The 14,705-nt window shown below is 43.1% G+C and carries 14 protein-coding genes; 4 read left to right on the top strand and 10 right to left on the bottom strand.

What is annotated here, in order from left to right:
• Positions 1–3 precede the first annotated feature (3 nt).
• The 8 genes from paaG to paaZ form a co-directional block, all read right to left on the bottom strand.
• Positions 4–792, bottom strand: coding sequence for a 2-(1,2-epoxy-1,2-dihydrophenyl)acetyl-CoA isomerase PaaG (paaG, locus tag L4D09_RS07610; RefSeq protein ID WP_428456889.1), 789 nt, complete (start codon positions 790–792; stop codon positions 4–6).
• Between the two features lie 4 nt (positions 793–796).
• Positions 797–1,582, bottom strand: coding sequence for an enoyl-CoA hydratase-related protein (locus L4D09_RS07605; RefSeq protein ID WP_428456888.1), 786 nt, complete (start codon positions 1,580–1,582; stop codon positions 797–799).
• 12 nt (positions 1,583–1,594) lie between these two features.
• The gene (gene paaE, locus L4D09_RS07600; protein ID WP_428456887.1) at positions 1,595–2,650 is read right to left on the bottom strand and encodes a 1,2-phenylacetyl-CoA epoxidase subunit PaaE; all 1,056 of its coding nucleotides are present in this window, start codon (positions 2,648–2,650) and stop codon (positions 1,595–1,597) included.
• Between the two features lie 13 nt (positions 2,651–2,663).
• Entirely contained in the window at positions 2,664–3,170 is a 507-nt protein-coding gene (gene paaD, locus L4D09_RS07595; protein WP_428456886.1) for a 1,2-phenylacetyl-CoA epoxidase subunit PaaD, read from the bottom strand.
• A gap of 9 nt (positions 3,171–3,179) precedes the next feature.
• Complete coding sequence (gene paaC / locus L4D09_RS07590) at positions 3,180–3,938, bottom strand: 1,2-phenylacetyl-CoA epoxidase subunit PaaC (protein ID WP_428456885.1); 759 nt, start codon at positions 3,936–3,938, stop codon at positions 3,180–3,182.
• Positions 3,939–3,952: 14 nt separating this feature from the next.
• The gene (gene paaB, locus L4D09_RS07585) at positions 3,953–4,240 is read right to left on the bottom strand and encodes a 1,2-phenylacetyl-CoA epoxidase subunit PaaB (RefSeq protein ID WP_428456884.1); all 288 of its coding nucleotides are present in this window, start codon (positions 4,238–4,240) and stop codon (positions 3,953–3,955) included.
• Between the two features lie 15 nt (positions 4,241–4,255).
• A complete protein-coding gene (paaA, locus tag L4D09_RS07580; protein WP_428456883.1) occupies positions 4,256–5,185 on the bottom strand; it encodes a 1,2-phenylacetyl-CoA epoxidase subunit PaaA in 930 nt (309 codons plus the stop codon).
• A 273-nt stretch (positions 5,186–5,458) separates the two neighbouring features.
• A complete protein-coding gene (paaZ, locus tag L4D09_RS07575) occupies positions 5,459–7,516 on the bottom strand; it encodes a phenylacetic acid degradation bifunctional protein PaaZ (protein WP_428456882.1) in 2,058 nt (685 codons plus the stop codon).
• A gap of 250 nt (positions 7,517–7,766) precedes the next feature.
• Between paaZ and L4D09_RS07570 the strand changes: the two genes are divergently transcribed.
• From L4D09_RS07570 to L4D09_RS07555, 4 genes are all read left to right on the top strand, one after another.
• A complete protein-coding gene (locus tag L4D09_RS07570) occupies positions 7,767–8,798 on the top strand; it encodes a TRAP transporter substrate-binding protein (RefSeq protein WP_428456881.1) in 1,032 nt (343 codons plus the stop codon).
• A gap of 11 nt (positions 8,799–8,809) precedes the next feature.
• Positions 8,810–9,331, top strand: a complete 522-nt coding sequence (locus L4D09_RS07565; protein ID WP_428456880.1) for a TRAP transporter small permease — start codon at positions 8,810–8,812, stop codon at positions 9,329–9,331.
• A 3-nt stretch (positions 9,332–9,334) separates the two neighbouring features.
• A complete protein-coding gene (locus L4D09_RS07560; protein WP_428456879.1) occupies positions 9,335–10,639 on the top strand; it encodes a TRAP transporter large permease in 1,305 nt (434 codons plus the stop codon).
• Positions 10,640–10,812: 173 nt separating this feature from the next.
• Positions 10,813–13,254 (top strand): penicillin acylase family protein, encoded by a 2,442-nt coding sequence (locus L4D09_RS07555; protein WP_428456878.1) that lies wholly within the window; start codon positions 10,813–10,815, stop codon positions 13,252–13,254.
• A gap of 67 nt (positions 13,255–13,321) precedes the next feature.
• On the opposite strand, the gene L4D09_RS07550 is transcribed toward L4D09_RS07555, so the two are convergent.
• Both L4D09_RS07550 and L4D09_RS07545 read right to left on the bottom strand, forming a co-directional pair.
• Positions 13,322–13,663, bottom strand: a complete 342-nt coding sequence (locus L4D09_RS07550; protein WP_428456927.1) for a bactofilin family protein — start codon at positions 13,661–13,663, stop codon at positions 13,322–13,324.
• A gap of 8 nt (positions 13,664–13,671) precedes the next feature.
• A complete protein-coding gene (locus L4D09_RS07545; protein ID WP_428456877.1) occupies positions 13,672–14,622 on the bottom strand; it encodes a M23 family metallopeptidase in 951 nt (316 codons plus the stop codon).
• Between the last annotated feature and the right edge of the window lie 83 nt (positions 14,623–14,705).

Genomic DNA, 14,705 nt, shown 5'->3' with positions numbered 1-14,705 from the left:
TGGCTATTTTCCTTCAAAAACAGGTTGACGCTTTTCAAAGAAAGCAGAGACACCCTCTCGATAATCAGCAGTACGGCCCGCTAAACGTTGTAAATCGCGCTCTAAATCAAGCTGCTCTGATAAGGTGTTATTACTGCTACTGTTAATGGCGTGTTTTATATAGCCAAGCCCCGTTGTTGGCTGCGTTGCAAAATGCTGACCCAAGCCCATTGCCACAGCCATTAGTTCGCTATCGTCTACACATTGCCAAATCATTCCCCACTCTTGTGCTTGCTGTGCGGGTAGCTTATCGCCCAACAGCATCAAGGCTTTTGCTCTTGCTGGGCCAATTAAACGTGGCAGCGTCCATGTACCACCGGAGTCAGGAACTAAACCAAGTTTACAAAATGCCTGAATAAAGCTGGCTGATTTAGCCGCAATAACCATGTCGCAGGCCAATGCTAAGTTCGCACCAGCACCAGCAGCTACGCCATTAACAGCAGCAATAACAGGCTTATTTAATTCCGCGATTGTTTTTATAAGGGGGTTATAAAAACGTTCGATGCTTTCGCCTAAATCTGGCATTGCTTGTTCTGCACTAATATTGCGGTCATTTAAATCTTGTCCGGCACAAAATGCTCTACCTGCTCCGGTAATAACAATACTTCTAACTTCATCGTTTTTATTTGCATCTTTTAAGCACTTCATTAGTGTTTTATGCATTTCGGGATTAAAGCTATTTAATTGTTTCGGGCGATTAAGGGTGATCAAACCCACTCCAGCTTCTACGGAGTAAAGTACACTGTCTTCCATGAATTTAGTTTCCTTTATATTTCGGAGAGCGCTTATTAAAAAAAGCGTCTATTCCCTCTTGCCTATCATTACTCGCTGCAAGCGTAATAAATAACTGGCGCTCTTGTTTCAAGCCTTGATCGAGAGTGGTATTCGGCACTTGCTGCAATGCTTGCTTAGCTGCCTTAATTGCTAGAGGTGCACGCTGAGCAATTGTCTCTGCAATAGCCTGAGTTCGCTCAATAGTCAGTTCCGTCACTACCACTTCACTGACCAACCCAGCGTCTAATGCTCGTTCTGCGGTAATTGGCTGCCCAGTCAACACCATTTGATTGGCTAACGACTTACCGACAGTTCGAACTAATCGCTGGGTACCACCTGCGCCGGGCATTAAGCCTAGTGTTATTTCTGGTAAGCCAAATACCGTTTTTTTGCCTGCGATGACAATGTCACACAATAAAGCCAGTTCAAGCCCTGCCCCCAGAGCATAACCATTAACTGCGGCCAGCAATGGCTTATTAAACTCATTAAGTCGCTGCCATAACAGCGGTCTAGGGTTTAACCAAGTATCAATCGCACCTTGGCTGGCCAACTCGTTAAGATCCGCTCCTGCTGCAAAGCATCGCTCACCGCCAGTTAACACTACTGCGCCAATATCACCATTAAGATCTGCCCATTCCAACACCCCTGCTAACTCTTCAAGACATTGATTCGTCAGTGCATTACGCTTTTCATAGTGCGTAAACCTGATGGTGAGTACACCTTGCTGTTGCTGACATTGAAGATAAGAAAGTTCACTATTTATCGTCATGGTTGCCAACCTCTATACATCAAAGTCAATAGTGACTTCATCTGTCGTAGGTACAGCTTGGCAACTTAATACATAACCTTTATCAAGCTGGTCTTGCTCTAAGCTGTAGTTAACCGCCATTTCAACATTGCCCGACGTCACTTTACAAATGCAGGTAGCGCACACGCCTCCTTTACAGGCATAAGGTAAATCCGCGCCCTGACGCAACGCTGCATCTAATAGGCTGTCATCGTCGCTGGTCATTTCAAGATCCAATACTCGACCATCGCGCTTTAGATTAACCCGACTGTATGCGGCTTTATTTTCGATGGTTGGACGAGGGCCTGATGCCGTATTGAATCGCTCAACATGGAAGTTACGTTCATCCATTCCTCCCTCACTTAATGCGATATATGAGGCTTCAAGCATCTCTTCAGGGCCACACATATAACATGCGTCAAATTGACTCCAATCGAAAAGAGACTGCCCTAAATCACGTAACTTTTCAGGATCAAGTCGGCCATTTAATAATTCGGCGTCATTGCTTTCTCTTGAAAATAAATAAACAAGATGTAGCCTATCCGGATAACGATTTTTAAATTCAGATAGTTGATTTTTAAACATGGTCGAATTCAAGTTTTTATTGCCATAGAGCAAGGTAAACTGACTTTTCGGCTCTTGCGCTAGTACACTTTTTAACATTGAGATAATGGGTGTAATACCTGAACCAACGGCAATACCTAAGTACTGTTTATTTGTACTTTCTTTCGGTTCAAAACCGAAATGGCCTTGTGGTGGCATAACATCAATTTTATCGCCAACCTTTAATTCTTGATTGGCATATTGTGAGAACCGACCGTTAGGTATCGCTTTTATACCCACTTTAAGATCGGGTTCATTAGCAGCCGAGCAAATTGAATAGCAACGACGTAGCTCTTCACTGCCTACGGTTGTTCGTAATGTTAAATATTGGCCTGGCTGAAAGTTAAACGTAGTTTTTAATAATGCTGGTACCGAGAACGTCATAACAACTGCGTCATCAGTTTCTCGTTCTATATGTTCTATTGTTAACGGATAAAAGTCTGTCATGATACGTTCTCAATTAAATGCATTTGAAGTAATCAAAAGGTTCATAGCAAGTACGGCATTTATAATGTGCTTTACATGCAGTTGAACCGAACTCACTCACAAGTTGAGTTTCTTTGCTATTACAGTGCGGGCAAGAAAGCTCAGTGGGTATGGATTGGCTAAAACATGCCTTCCCTTCTGGCGGCGCAATGCCATAAGCAGTTAACTTGCGCTTGCTCTCATCTGTCATCCAATCTGTCGTCCATGCCGGATCTAAGCTGATATTCACTTTTACGGGTGTATAACCCGCTTCCGTCATACAATCTGTAATGTCCTTCATCAACATTTCAGTCGCAGGGCACCCTGAATATGTAGGGGTAAACGTGACAACCCACTGTTCATCTTCAAACGTTACACCGCGCAACATACCCAACTCAGCAATGGTGATCACAGGAATTTCTGGGTCAGGAATCGTTGCAAGCAACTGCCATACTACGGCCTGCTTTGGATGGGCAAGGTTGGCTATGGTTTGAACAAGCATATCAACTCCTTACCACTGGCAATTAGGGTAGACTCTTTGCATGTATTGCATTTCAGCGAGTATGTAACCAAGGTGTTCGCTGTGCAGCCCTTGCTTTCCACCTTGGCGGCCGTGCTGTGATTCGGGAAGCTCTAAATTGGCAGTTGCTAATACAGTAATCACCTCGTTTAACCATTTCGATTTCAGGCTTGCGACATCAGCAGCCACACCCGTTTGAATCAAGGTTTGTTCAGCTAATGACGGGATAAACATCTCATCGGTAAAGCGCCATAATTCATTCAATGCCGCCTGAACTTTGTCATGACTTTCAACTGTCCCATCACCTAATCTCACCATCCAACCACGGCTAAAACGTTGATGATAAGCGGCTTCTTTTATTGACTTCTGAGCGATTGCCGCAAGCTGAGGATCGGTACTATTTTTCAATTCAGCTAAGAATAATTTATGGAATTCATCAAACAAAAATTGACGGGTAATCGTTATATCAAAGCCTTCATTCGGTTGTTCTGTTAATAATAAATTGTAATAACCAGACTGATCACGGAAATAAGCAAAGTCATCTTCTTTACGATCTTTTCCTTCAAGTTCACCTGCATATTGATATAAATTACGCGCTTCACCCAATAGGTCTAAACCTATATTGGCCAATGCCATATCAATCTCAAGCTCTGGTGCTATTCCGCACCATTCGGATAATCGATGCGATAAAATAAGGCTGGTATCGGCAAGCTGTAAGACATAATGTAATTCAGGATTATTATTATTCATTTTACCTACCTCAATTACATATGCTTAATATCAGATGGAATAGTATAAAAACTCGCATGGCGATATACCTTATCTTCTGACGGGTCGAAAAATGGCCCTTTCTCATCGGGTTGAGATGCCGTAATTAACGATGACTTCACAACCCATATAGAGCAACCTTCATTTCTTCGTGTATATAAATCTCTGGCAGCCTCTAGCGCCATTTGATCATCAGCACCACGTAAACTTCCGACATGCTTATGGTCTAAACCTTGCTTGCTTTGCACAAATACTTCATATAATGGCCAAGTTACAGAACTCATTACTCTCTCCTTGTTTTATGCGACGTGTTTTTGTTGTTTATTAATATGCGCCATAGCAGCTTCACGCACCCATTTACCGTTGTCCCAAGCACGTTGTTTCGCCTGAATACGCTCGCGGTTACAAATTCCATTACCTTGGATAACCTGATTAAATTCTTGCCAATCGATTTCACCATGATCGTAATGGCCACGTGATTCATTCCACTTCAAATCAGGATCAGGAATGGTCATGCCTAGCGCTTCAACCTGATGTACGGTGTTATCAATAAACTTCTGACGTAAATCGTCATTGCTTAGGCGTTTGATTTTCCATGCCATGCTTTGTGCAGAGTTAGGCGATTCATTGTCATTTGGACCAAACATCATTAATGAAGGCCACCACCAGCGATTAATCGCATCTTGCAGCATTGCTTTTTGCTCTTCACTGCCATTAGCCAAAGCTGTTACAGCTTCATAGCCTTGTCGCTGATGAAAGCTTTCTTCCTTGCAGATTTTCACCATAGCTCGCGCATAAGGACCGTAAGATGTACGACAGAGAGCGACTTGATTAACAATCGCCGCCCCATCAACTAACCATCCAACAACACCGATGTCTGCCCAGTTCAACGTCGGGTAATTAAAAATCGATGAATACTTCATACGACCATTCAACAATTTTTGATACAAATCGTCGCGGTCACCACCTAATGTTTCAGCCGCGCTATATAAATACATACCATGGCCCGCTTCATCCTGAATTTTGGCAAGTAGTACTGCTTTACGGCGCAGAGAAGGCGCACGAGTGAGCCAGTTCGCTTCAGGTAACATGCCGACAATTTCTGAATGTGCATGTTGACCAATTTGACGGATCAGTGTTTTTCGGTACTTCTCTGGCATCCAATCTTTAGGTTCGATAGCAATCTCTTTCTCAACCTTATTTTCAAAATGCACATTCTCTGAAGACATTCCCTTCGCTCCCATTATGATACGTTTTATTTCTTAATCTAATTTTAATGTATCACTTAAAACACAAATGACAACCTGAAAGTTAAAAATATTTTCACATTTATTTTACAAGTGGTTTTTTGGGAAGAATATCTTTGCGCTGAATGTGCATGGTTTTATGTGTATGGCTTTCGCTGAAATATGCATGTGTTTGGCGACACGCCTATCTCGCGCCCACGCGGAAAAGCCAGCTTACGTTAAACGTCAGCCGGCTCTAAAAGAGGTAAGGTTATCTTATACGGTGTAGTCACCGCTTGAACGGGCAACAAGCGTTAGTATTGTATACAACGCAACGGGGTTACCTTCTTGATTAGTTACCTCAACATCCCACGCAACGACGCCCTGTGGCGTTTCTTCGACGGTACGTTGACGTTTCTTAATCTTCTTCTGACATGTTAGCTTAACCTGAATGGTGTCACCGATTGCAACGGGTTCAATAAAACGCAGGTTTTCCATTCCGTAGTTGGCAAGTACGGGCCCTGGTGCTGCCTCGACAAACAATCCTGCAGCTGCAGATATCACAAAATAACCGTGAGCAACACGTTGACCAAACATCGACTCTTTGGCCGCAATATCATCCATATGAGCATAGAAATGATCACCACTTAAACAAGCAAAGTTGACAATATCGGCTTCCGTAATGGTTCGCCTTGCGGTTGTTAAGCTCTCACCAATAGCAATGTCTTCAAAATGCTTTTTAAAAGGATGAACAAGGTCGGTCGTCGTCGCTGCCCCCCTGACCCATTCTCTGCCAACAGCCGCGAGCATGCTCGGTGAACCTTGTATCGCGGTTCTTTGCATATAGTGTTTAATGCCACGTAGCCCGCCCATTTCTTCACCACCACCAGCACGACCTGGTCCACCATGCACAAGCATTGGCAGAGGCGAACCATGGCCTGTCGATTCTTTCGCTGACTCTGCATTTAAAATATGTAATCGGCCATGCGCATGGCCAATACGGGCAACCATTTCGGCCGCAAAACCCGGTGATGCGGTAACCACGCTTCCCACTAGGCTTCCCTGTCCCAATCGCGCTAACTCAACAACATCATCACGATCTTGATAAGGCATTAACGTACAGACAGGACCAAACGCCTCAATATCATGAATTGCAGATTCCGTGCGTGGGTTATCACAAACCAGTAGTGTGGGTGGGTAATACGCACCATTATCATGTCCAGTTGGTGTGAAGTTCGAAAGCTCCCCGCCAGTAACAACACGGCAATGGTTACTCAATGAAGTGACTTTTTCTTTTACATCATCAAGTTGAGACCTGCTAATCAGGGCCCCCATTGTGACACCTTCAACACTAGGATCACCAACAACGACTCGTGCTAGTCGCTTACTGATCGCCTCAGTCACATCGTCTAATAAATTCGCAGGCACCATAGCGCGTCGAATGGCTGTACACTTTTGTCCCGCTTTAATCGTCATTTCACGACAAACTTCTTTGACAAACAAACCAAATTCAGCCGAGTCTGGTGTCACATCGTCACCCAATACAGCACAGTTCACTGAATCTGCTTCCATCGTAAATGGTACTGATTTTTGAACCAAATTTGGTGTTGCTCGTAGCATTTGGCCTGTTTTCGCTGATCCCGTGAATGTCACAACATCTTGATAATCTACGCAATCAAGCAAGTCGCCAACCGAACCACAAATAACTTGTATTGCGCCTTCTGGTACCAAGCCACTTTCAACGATAACTTTAACCATTGCCTGCGTTAGATATGCCGATTCCGAAGCGGGTTTAATGATCGCCGCCATGCCACCAAGCCAAGTTGGTGCAAGCTTTTCTAACATCCCCCAGCACGGGAAGTTGTATGCATTAATATGAATTGCAACCCCCGATTTTGACGTCAGAAGGTGTCGAGCGGCAAACGTTCCTTCTTTCGATAATGGGATCAGATCATCTTCTGCCCATACCGTTTCATTCGGAAGTTCTCGATTCGCAAGGCTTGAATAATTAAAAAACGTTGCAGCCCCTCCTTCAATATCTATCCAAGAATCGACCCGCGTTGCACCACTGTGAGCTGATAATGCATACAGCATTTCTTTACTGGCGAGTATGTGCTTTGCCACCTCTTTCAGCATATTGCCACGCTCTAGGAATGTCATCGCAGCCAGCGCTTTACTCCCTTTTTCACGGCCATATTCAAGCATGTCTAAGTTATTAATGCCCGAGCTGTCTAGCTCATAAAGCGCTTCATTTGTTAATGCGCTGGATACAATCCTTGGCGTGTTTTTTCCATAATGCCAACTTCCCATAACATAACTTTTTAGCTGTTCCATTGTTTAATCCTTCTAAATGAAATTTCTAACGGGCTCACCAAACATGACCGTTTTACGACTTAGTCAAAAATAAAATGGCTACGTCAAAATAAAATGGTTTCTTATTTAAAGAACTTGCCTCTCGATCACAAATGTAACACCTCGACAACATTTGACAAATAAAAATGACACAATTTCTTTGAGAAAACCAAAAATGTGTGTCATGTTTATTTCTACCAAAACCCAAATCGTGACTTAAAAGGAATATGGAATGCTAAAAAAAGCAATGATGAAAGGCATCGTCGGTGTTACCGCAAGTATGGTTTTAGCAAGCACGTCATGGGCTGCCGATTATGAATTACGCATCGCAACATGGTTAAGTCCAACTCATACCATGAACCAAGATGTCTTCCCGACTTGGGGAAAATGGATTGAAGAAGCAACAGAAGGACGCGTTACCGTTAAACTTGAATACGATGTCGGCCACCCAAAAAGCTTGGTTGATATGGTAGAAGATGGCGCAATTGATGCCGCATGGACATTCCATGGTTATATGCCGGGCCGTTTTCGCTTGCCCCAAATGACTGAATTACCCGGTTTAGATGCTGGCGCTGAAGCTGTGTCTGTCGCTCACTGGCGCGTCAATAATCAATATTTTAATGAATCAGGTGAATATGACGGCCTTGAAGTCGCTGGGCTTTTTGTTCATGGTCCAGGGCAAATCCACTTACGCTCCCCTATTGATTCCATAAAAGATCTTGAAGGCAAAAAAATTCGTCTTGGTGGCGGTATTTCAACCGAGATTGGTAAACGCCTCGGTGTTACGGGCGTGAACGCTCCTGCTAACAAAGCTTATGAAATGCTATCTCAAGGTGTTGCCGATGGTCTATTCATGCAAATGGATATGATGAAAGTTGGCCGCTTTAAGGATGTCGCCCCTTATACAATCAAGTTACAAAACGGTTTATATCTAGGTTCGTTTGGTATTTTCTTAAGCCCTGACTTCATGGACAAACTATCAGATAAAGATCGCGAAGCAATCAGAAGTGTTTCAGGCGAACGCTTGTCTGCACTGGCTGGACGAGCATGGGCTAAGGCCGATGAGGTTGGAGAAGCCGACATTATTGCCAGCGGTAGCCAAATCGTGAATGCATCAAATGAAGACATTGCCTTTTTCAATGAGTTAATTCAAGGCATGGATCAAAAGTGGATAAAATCGGCTAATCGCCGTGGTGTTGATGCAGAAGCCGCACTGAAAGCATTCAGAGCAGAAGCACGTAACTATCAACCTATCGAGCTTTAAGGATTAAGCCGATGCGTAATTCAATCATAAAAATGGCACAGTGTTGGGAATGGGGAGCCCAGCACTTTGACCGCATCCTCAAATTATTTGCTGCTACTATTTTATTTAGTTTAATGGCAGTAACATGTGTCGATGTTATAGGTCGATATTTATTTTCCCAGCCGCTTACGGGTAGTGTTGAACTAACTGAGCTTTTATTAGGCTGCTTAATTTTTGCCACTTTACCGCTTATTACTTGGCGTAAAGAACATATTAGTGTTGATCTCACCGACTCAATCATTCCAACATCAGTAAAAAAAATACGAGACAATATTTTTAATATTCTCATCAGTATTAGTATTTTTACTATTGGTTTTAAAATTTGGGATTTAGCGTCACGATCACAACGTTATGATGAAGTAACAGAGTACTTAGAAATACCTATCTACTACTTCACTTACTTTCTTGCGGTATCGTGCTGGTTAACAGCTATTACCTCTCTTGTATTGGTCATCACTCAAGCCTTTAACAAACAGTACGATAATCAAGGATAGAATATGCTCATCACATTAATTGGATTTGCAGTATTAATGATGTTGATACTGCTTAGAATGCCCATTGCCTTTGCGATGGGGATCGTTGGATTTATCGGCTACTCCGCGTTAGGTGACTGGAACTTTAATGGTGCGTTATCAGTGAGTGCCAAGCGCTTAATTGATACCTCACAAGATTATGGCCTCTCTGTGATCCCTATGTTTATTCTGATGGGGAACTTAATCACCAAGGCGGGATTATCTCAAGAGCTTTATCGTGCTTGTTATGCTTTTTTTGGCCATAAGAAAGGCGGCTTAGCCATGGCGACAGTGGCTGCTTGTGGTGGGTTTTCTGCTATATCAGGTTCAAGCCTTGCGACATCTGCAACCATGGCAAAAGTGGCCATGCCATCTATGCGAAAATACGGCTATTCTGATGAGCTCGCTTCGGCATCAATCGCCGCTGGCGGTACACTCGGTATCTTGATCCCACCCAGTGTTATCTTAATTATTTATGGCGTACTGACTGAACAAAGTATTCGTGACCTCTTTGCTGCTGGCTTTATTCCAGGCATCATGGGGATCGTGCTGTATATGCTAGCCACACGCTATGTGGTATGGCGTAACCCTAAAGCGGGTCCATGCGGCGAGAGAATGAGCAAAGAAGAAAAATGGCACGCGATTCGCTCTGTTTCTGCCATTTTAGGGTTGTTTGTTTTAGTCATGGGTGGCATTTATGGCGGCATTTTCACACCGACAGAAGCCGCCGGTATCGGTGCTGGTGGTGCTTTCGCCATTGCACTATATCGCCGTGCACTCACACTGCCTATTTTACAAGACATTTTAATAGAAACAGCCCGTACGACCACCATGCTTTTTGGTGTCATTATCGGCGCGCTTATTTTCTCAAACTTTGTCAACCGAGCTGGCCTACCCGTAGAGCTAGTCAATTTAATTGAATCGATTGGCGCAGATCCTGTACTCGTGATGCTTGCCATTATTGGCATTTATATTCTGCTCGGCACGGTATTTGAAAGCTTATCAATGCTGCTGCTTACTATTCCTGTCTTTTACCCACTAGTTCAAAGCATGGGGTTTGATTTAGTTTGGTTCGGCATTATTGTGGTCGTAGTAACGGAAATCAGTTTAATTACACCGCCTGTCGGGTTAAATATTTTCGTTTTAAGTGGCGTCATTAAAGATATAAAGACCAGCACAATATTTAAAGGCGTCACCCCATTTTGGTGTGCAGATATTATTCGCTTAGTGTTATTACTCTTTATTCCAGCGTTATCACTATGGCTACCCAGCATGCTCTACAGTGTCTAGCGAAAATAAGAATCTATAACCGTATTATTCATTATCTATTTATATCTACATCTGTATTTAACAGCTTATTGATTGTGATTTATAAAGTAAAACAATAAGCCGAGATACACCTGTGACAGCATTTACTGGCAATTGCTGTCACAACATTCTTTATGCATGCACAAGGAACAGTAATGTTGAATAAATCATTCATGGCAATTTCAACGCTCATCGGACTGAGTCTAATCAGTGGTTGTAGTAGCCTTTCAACCACACAAGAGATCACCATAAAACGTGATGATTATGGCACCCCGCATATTTACGCCGATACGACCTACGGCTTATTTTATGGCTATGGGTATGCCATTGCTCAAGATAGGCTGTTTCAATTAGAAATGGCCAAGCGAAGCGCCCAAGGGAATGTCTCTGCGGTACTTGGAAAGGAATTCCTTCCACTGGATATAAAAGTCCGCGAGCACTATAACCCCCATACGATTAAAGCGGCAATGACGTCATTATCTAAAGAAGATTTAGACATATTCAAAGGGTATGCGGAAGGGATAAACCAGTGGATCACCAAGATTAACCAATCGTCCGATCTATTAATGCCAAAACAATTTATCGATAATCAATTCACCCCCACAACCTGGGATGAATTCGATGTCGTCATGGTCTTCGTGGGCTCGATGATCAACCGCTTTGGTGATTACAATACAGAATTAGATAACCAGCAGTTACTTACAGCCCTTTCTAGCCAGCATGGTCCACAATTGGGCAACGATATTTTTGATAGCATACTGCCTCATATGACCGATCAAGCTGTTGACACAATCCCTGCTGGCGAATGGTCATCAGCAGGCAGAAAAAACATTAAAGCTGAACTTGTAGCCAAATTAGATCAACAAGAAAATGAGTCAGTAAAGCTGCTTGCCGCCAACTTGCAGTTAGAATCATCCGGTCGCCAAGGTACATTAAATTGGCGAGGCTTTAATGAAGCCCCTTTTAGTAATATTTTAGTTTTGGGTAAAGACAAAACAGATGGTGCTAATGCCGTCTTAATTAATGGTCCACAGTTTGGCTTCTATCGCCCCGCTTATACCTACTCTGTCGGCTTACACGGTGCAGGTTACGATGCTGTCGGCAATTCACCAGCAGGTTATCCTTTAATTCAGTTTGGTCACAATGGCCAGATCTCTTGGGGGAGTACATGGGGAGCGGGAGACAATGTCGATTTATTTCAATTAACGCTTAATCCCAACAATCCTGAAGAATACCTGTATCAAGGAAAGTACATCCCTTTTGAGCAAGAAGATCAAACGATAAACGTTAAAAATAGCAGCGACAAAACCATTACAGTGTACCGCTCGGTACATGGTCCTGTGATTAAATACGAGCCAGAACAAAACATCGCCTACGCAAAAAAACGAGGCTGGGCAGGCAAAGAACTTTCAACTTTAATGGCTTGGAACAAGGTGTCTAAAGCACAGAACCATCAACAATGGTCTGACTATGTTGCTGATAGTGCCATTAACGTCAATTGGTATTACGCAGATCAAGATGGCAATATTGCCTACGCTTTGGGTGGTCATTACCCGGTACGACACCCAGATTTCGATGGAAGACTACCAACCCCTGGCGATGGCAGTGGTGATTGGCTAGGCTTGTACCCATTTAGCACCAACCCTCAGGTACTAAACCCTAGCAGTGGCTATATTGCAAACTGGAATAACCGCCCAGCAGCCGACTTTCCGAATCCAGATCAGTGGTGGTACAGCTGGAGCACTGTTGATCGTAACGTAGAACTCACAAGTCGTATTGAATCGAAGAATACTTTGTCGTCTCAAGAAGCATGGGATCTTATGGTGGAAGCATCGGTTATCGATCCTAATGCGAGGCATTTTGTCCCTTCTCTAGTATCTTTAGCGCAATCGAGTAATGAACCAGCCCACCAAAAGGCAGCTAAAATCCTGAACGATTGGGACTTTAGTAATACCGATAATAACCAAAACGGTAAATATGACCACCCAGCCTCAGCCCTGTTCCGGACTTGGCTACAAGAAGTGTTAGAGATCACCTATTCACCGGTCATACCAAAAAGTAATCTCGCATGGTTCACCAATCCTGGTTATGGCAACAAAGATAAAGTACTCGCAAATAGTTACAATATCCAAACCAGTACGAAAGCGCTGGCCAATATTATGAATAACCCACAGCTGTTTAAAGCTTCAGACAATCACGATATTCAATTACAGGCTCTTACATCTGCCGTAGCCTCATTAACTCAGCAATATGGTACAAACAGTGATAACTGGCTTGAGCAGGTCGACGTATTACGCTTCAATAATAAAAACTATATTGGGGTACCACAAGCCGGAGACGATGAAGTGTCTGATACACCTATCGCGCTTAACCGTGGTACAGAAAACAACATGACTGTATTCAAGCAAGATAGTATCGAAGCATTTGAAATTGCGGCGCCTGGGCAGTCTGGCTTTATTGCACCTGATGGCTCGCCATCTAAGCACTATGATGACCAATACGACGATTTCATTAACTTCCGCCTTAAGCCTGTCTATTTTGAGCGTGATGTATTAAAAGCGAAATACGCATCAAAAACAGTGCTTACCATTCAGTAACGGGGCATAAGACAAATTACGTTAAGGGCTGTTTATTTCCGATTAAACAGCCCTTATTTTTTCCCCACTAACCATTTACTGCTTTTGGCGTAGGCTTACTGTTAGTTTGCTCTTTCTTTTCATTCGTTTTGGTTTTGTGGTTTAATTCGACAACCTGCTCTTTCTCTTCAGGGTGAGTTTGACCAAAGAATTTACCACCACGAGCAATGCTTAAATCATCGCAATAAATGTCGCCTTCTATTTTTCCATTTTCCAGGATTTCAATCGTATTGGCGTAACATTTACCTTTAATAATACCACTAACAACCATCTTATCCGCAAACACCTCGCCAGTAATGCGGCCAGTTTTACTTACCATCAGCAACTTTTCTAAACGCAATTTTCCATCAATCGTACCATCAACTTGAATGTTGCATTCTAGCTGGAGTTCGCCTTTGATTTGGCAGCCGTGTGCGATGATAGTTGTAGTTGCTTGCTGACTCGTTGCTCCACTTTGTTTATTAAAGATGCCCATTTTAATGTTCTCTCTTGCTCAAAAATTGATTCAAAATCATCCATGCCCCAATCAACAAAATGACGAGGGTTTAGCGCTCTACCCACAAAACGAATCTCGTAATGTAAATGAGGGCCAGACGACAAGCCTGTATTACCGGAATATGCGATAAGATCGTTCTTATTAACAAAATCACCACTTCGTACCGCAAATTTATTTAAATGTGAATATGACGAGGAAAAACCAAATGCATGCTGTATACGTAAAAAGTTACCAGACCCTGTTTTACTCGGCCTTACAACCTCAACAACACCATCGGCAGGAGCGTAGATTGGCGTACCAGTGTTAACCGCGAAGTCGAGTCCCCGGTGCATTTTTTTTGCGCCAGTAATAGGGTGAGTTCGCACCCCAAACTGGGAAGATTGGCGTGCGGCCTTTACTGGTGCCCCGTTTGGTACTTGATCTAAAATGGCAAGCCTAACCGCTGAGTTAACCGCGGCTAAATCTAAGCGTGATTCTATTTCTGTATCGCTGTCTCCATGGACACCGAGCAAAGTTTCAATATCACCTAGACGATCAGAAACCAATGTTAATCGAGATTCTCGCGTTTCTAAATCTTGTTCTAATTCCGTTTTAAGCGTTTGTAAGACCACAAGATCTTGAGTTAATGAATCCGATTTTTTCTCTAGCTCTGCTTGTAAATATTTTGCTGAATCACGCTCATTTATAAGGTAATAAAGACTTCCAACCGTGACTAAAGCCACAGTAAACACGCTATAGCTAGCCCAACGTAAACCTTGCTGTGCTTTCCTTCCTAATTGGAGATACTTAGATCCATCAACCGTGGATACTGAAATCAAGATTCGCTGCTTCATTAAATATCAATAAATAACCGTCAAATAAAACTAGTAATAGGAAGCGACTAGAACATTCTTAATCTTAATTATTTTTTACGACA

It is taken from the genome of Photobacterium makurazakiensis, assembly GCF_050336715.1.
Taxonomy (GTDB): domain Bacteria; phylum Pseudomonadota; class Gammaproteobacteria; order Enterobacterales; family Vibrionaceae; genus Photobacterium; species Photobacterium makurazakiensis.
Note: the sequence above shows the minus strand (reverse complement) of the source record. Positions and strands in the feature narration are given on the sequence as shown.

What these genes read in the sequence shown, in the direction of transcription:
- paaB (WP_428456884.1), bottom strand. Translation starts at nt 4,240, where the DNA reads ATGAGTTCTGTAACTTGGCCATTATATGAAGTATTTGTGCAAAGCAAG.
- paaC (WP_428456885.1), bottom strand. Translation starts at nt 3,938, where the DNA reads ATGAATAATAATAATCCTGAATTACATTATGTCTTACAGCTTGCCGAT.
- L4D09_RS07545 (WP_428456877.1), bottom strand. Translation starts at nt 14,622, where the DNA reads ATGAAGCAGCGAATCTTGATTTCAGTATCCACGGTTGATGGATCTAAG.
- paaD (WP_428456886.1), bottom strand. Translation starts at nt 3,170, where the DNA reads ATGCTTGTTCAAACCATAGCCAACCTTGCCCATCCAAAGCAGGCCGTA.
- paaA (WP_428456883.1), bottom strand. Translation starts at nt 5,185, where the DNA reads ATGTCTTCAGAGAATGTGCATTTTGAAAATAAGGTTGAGAAAGAGATT.
- L4D09_RS07555 (WP_428456878.1), top strand. Translation starts at nt 10,813, where the DNA reads ATGTTGAATAAATCATTCATGGCAATTTCAACGCTCATCGGACTGAGT.
- paaZ (WP_428456882.1), bottom strand. Translation starts at nt 7,516, where the DNA reads ATGGAACAGCTAAAAAGTTATGTTATGGGAAGTTGGCATTATGGAAAA.
- L4D09_RS07565 (WP_428456880.1), top strand. Translation starts at nt 8,810, where the DNA reads ATGCGTAATTCAATCATAAAAATGGCACAGTGTTGGGAATGGGGAGCC.
- paaG (WP_428456889.1), bottom strand. Translation starts at nt 792, where the DNA reads ATGGAAGACAGTGTACTTTACTCCGTAGAAGCTGGAGTGGGTTTGATC.
- L4D09_RS07560 (WP_428456879.1), top strand. Translation starts at nt 9,335, where the DNA reads ATGCTCATCACATTAATTGGATTTGCAGTATTAATGATGTTGATACTG.
- paaE (WP_428456887.1), bottom strand. Translation starts at nt 2,650, where the DNA reads ATGACAGACTTTTATCCGTTAACAATAGAACATATAGAACGAGAAACT.
- L4D09_RS07570 (WP_428456881.1), top strand. Translation starts at nt 7,767, where the DNA reads ATGCTAAAAAAAGCAATGATGAAAGGCATCGTCGGTGTTACCGCAAGT.
- L4D09_RS07605 (WP_428456888.1), bottom strand. Translation starts at nt 1,582, where the DNA reads ATGACGATAAATAGTGAACTTTCTTATCTTCAATGTCAGCAACAGCAA.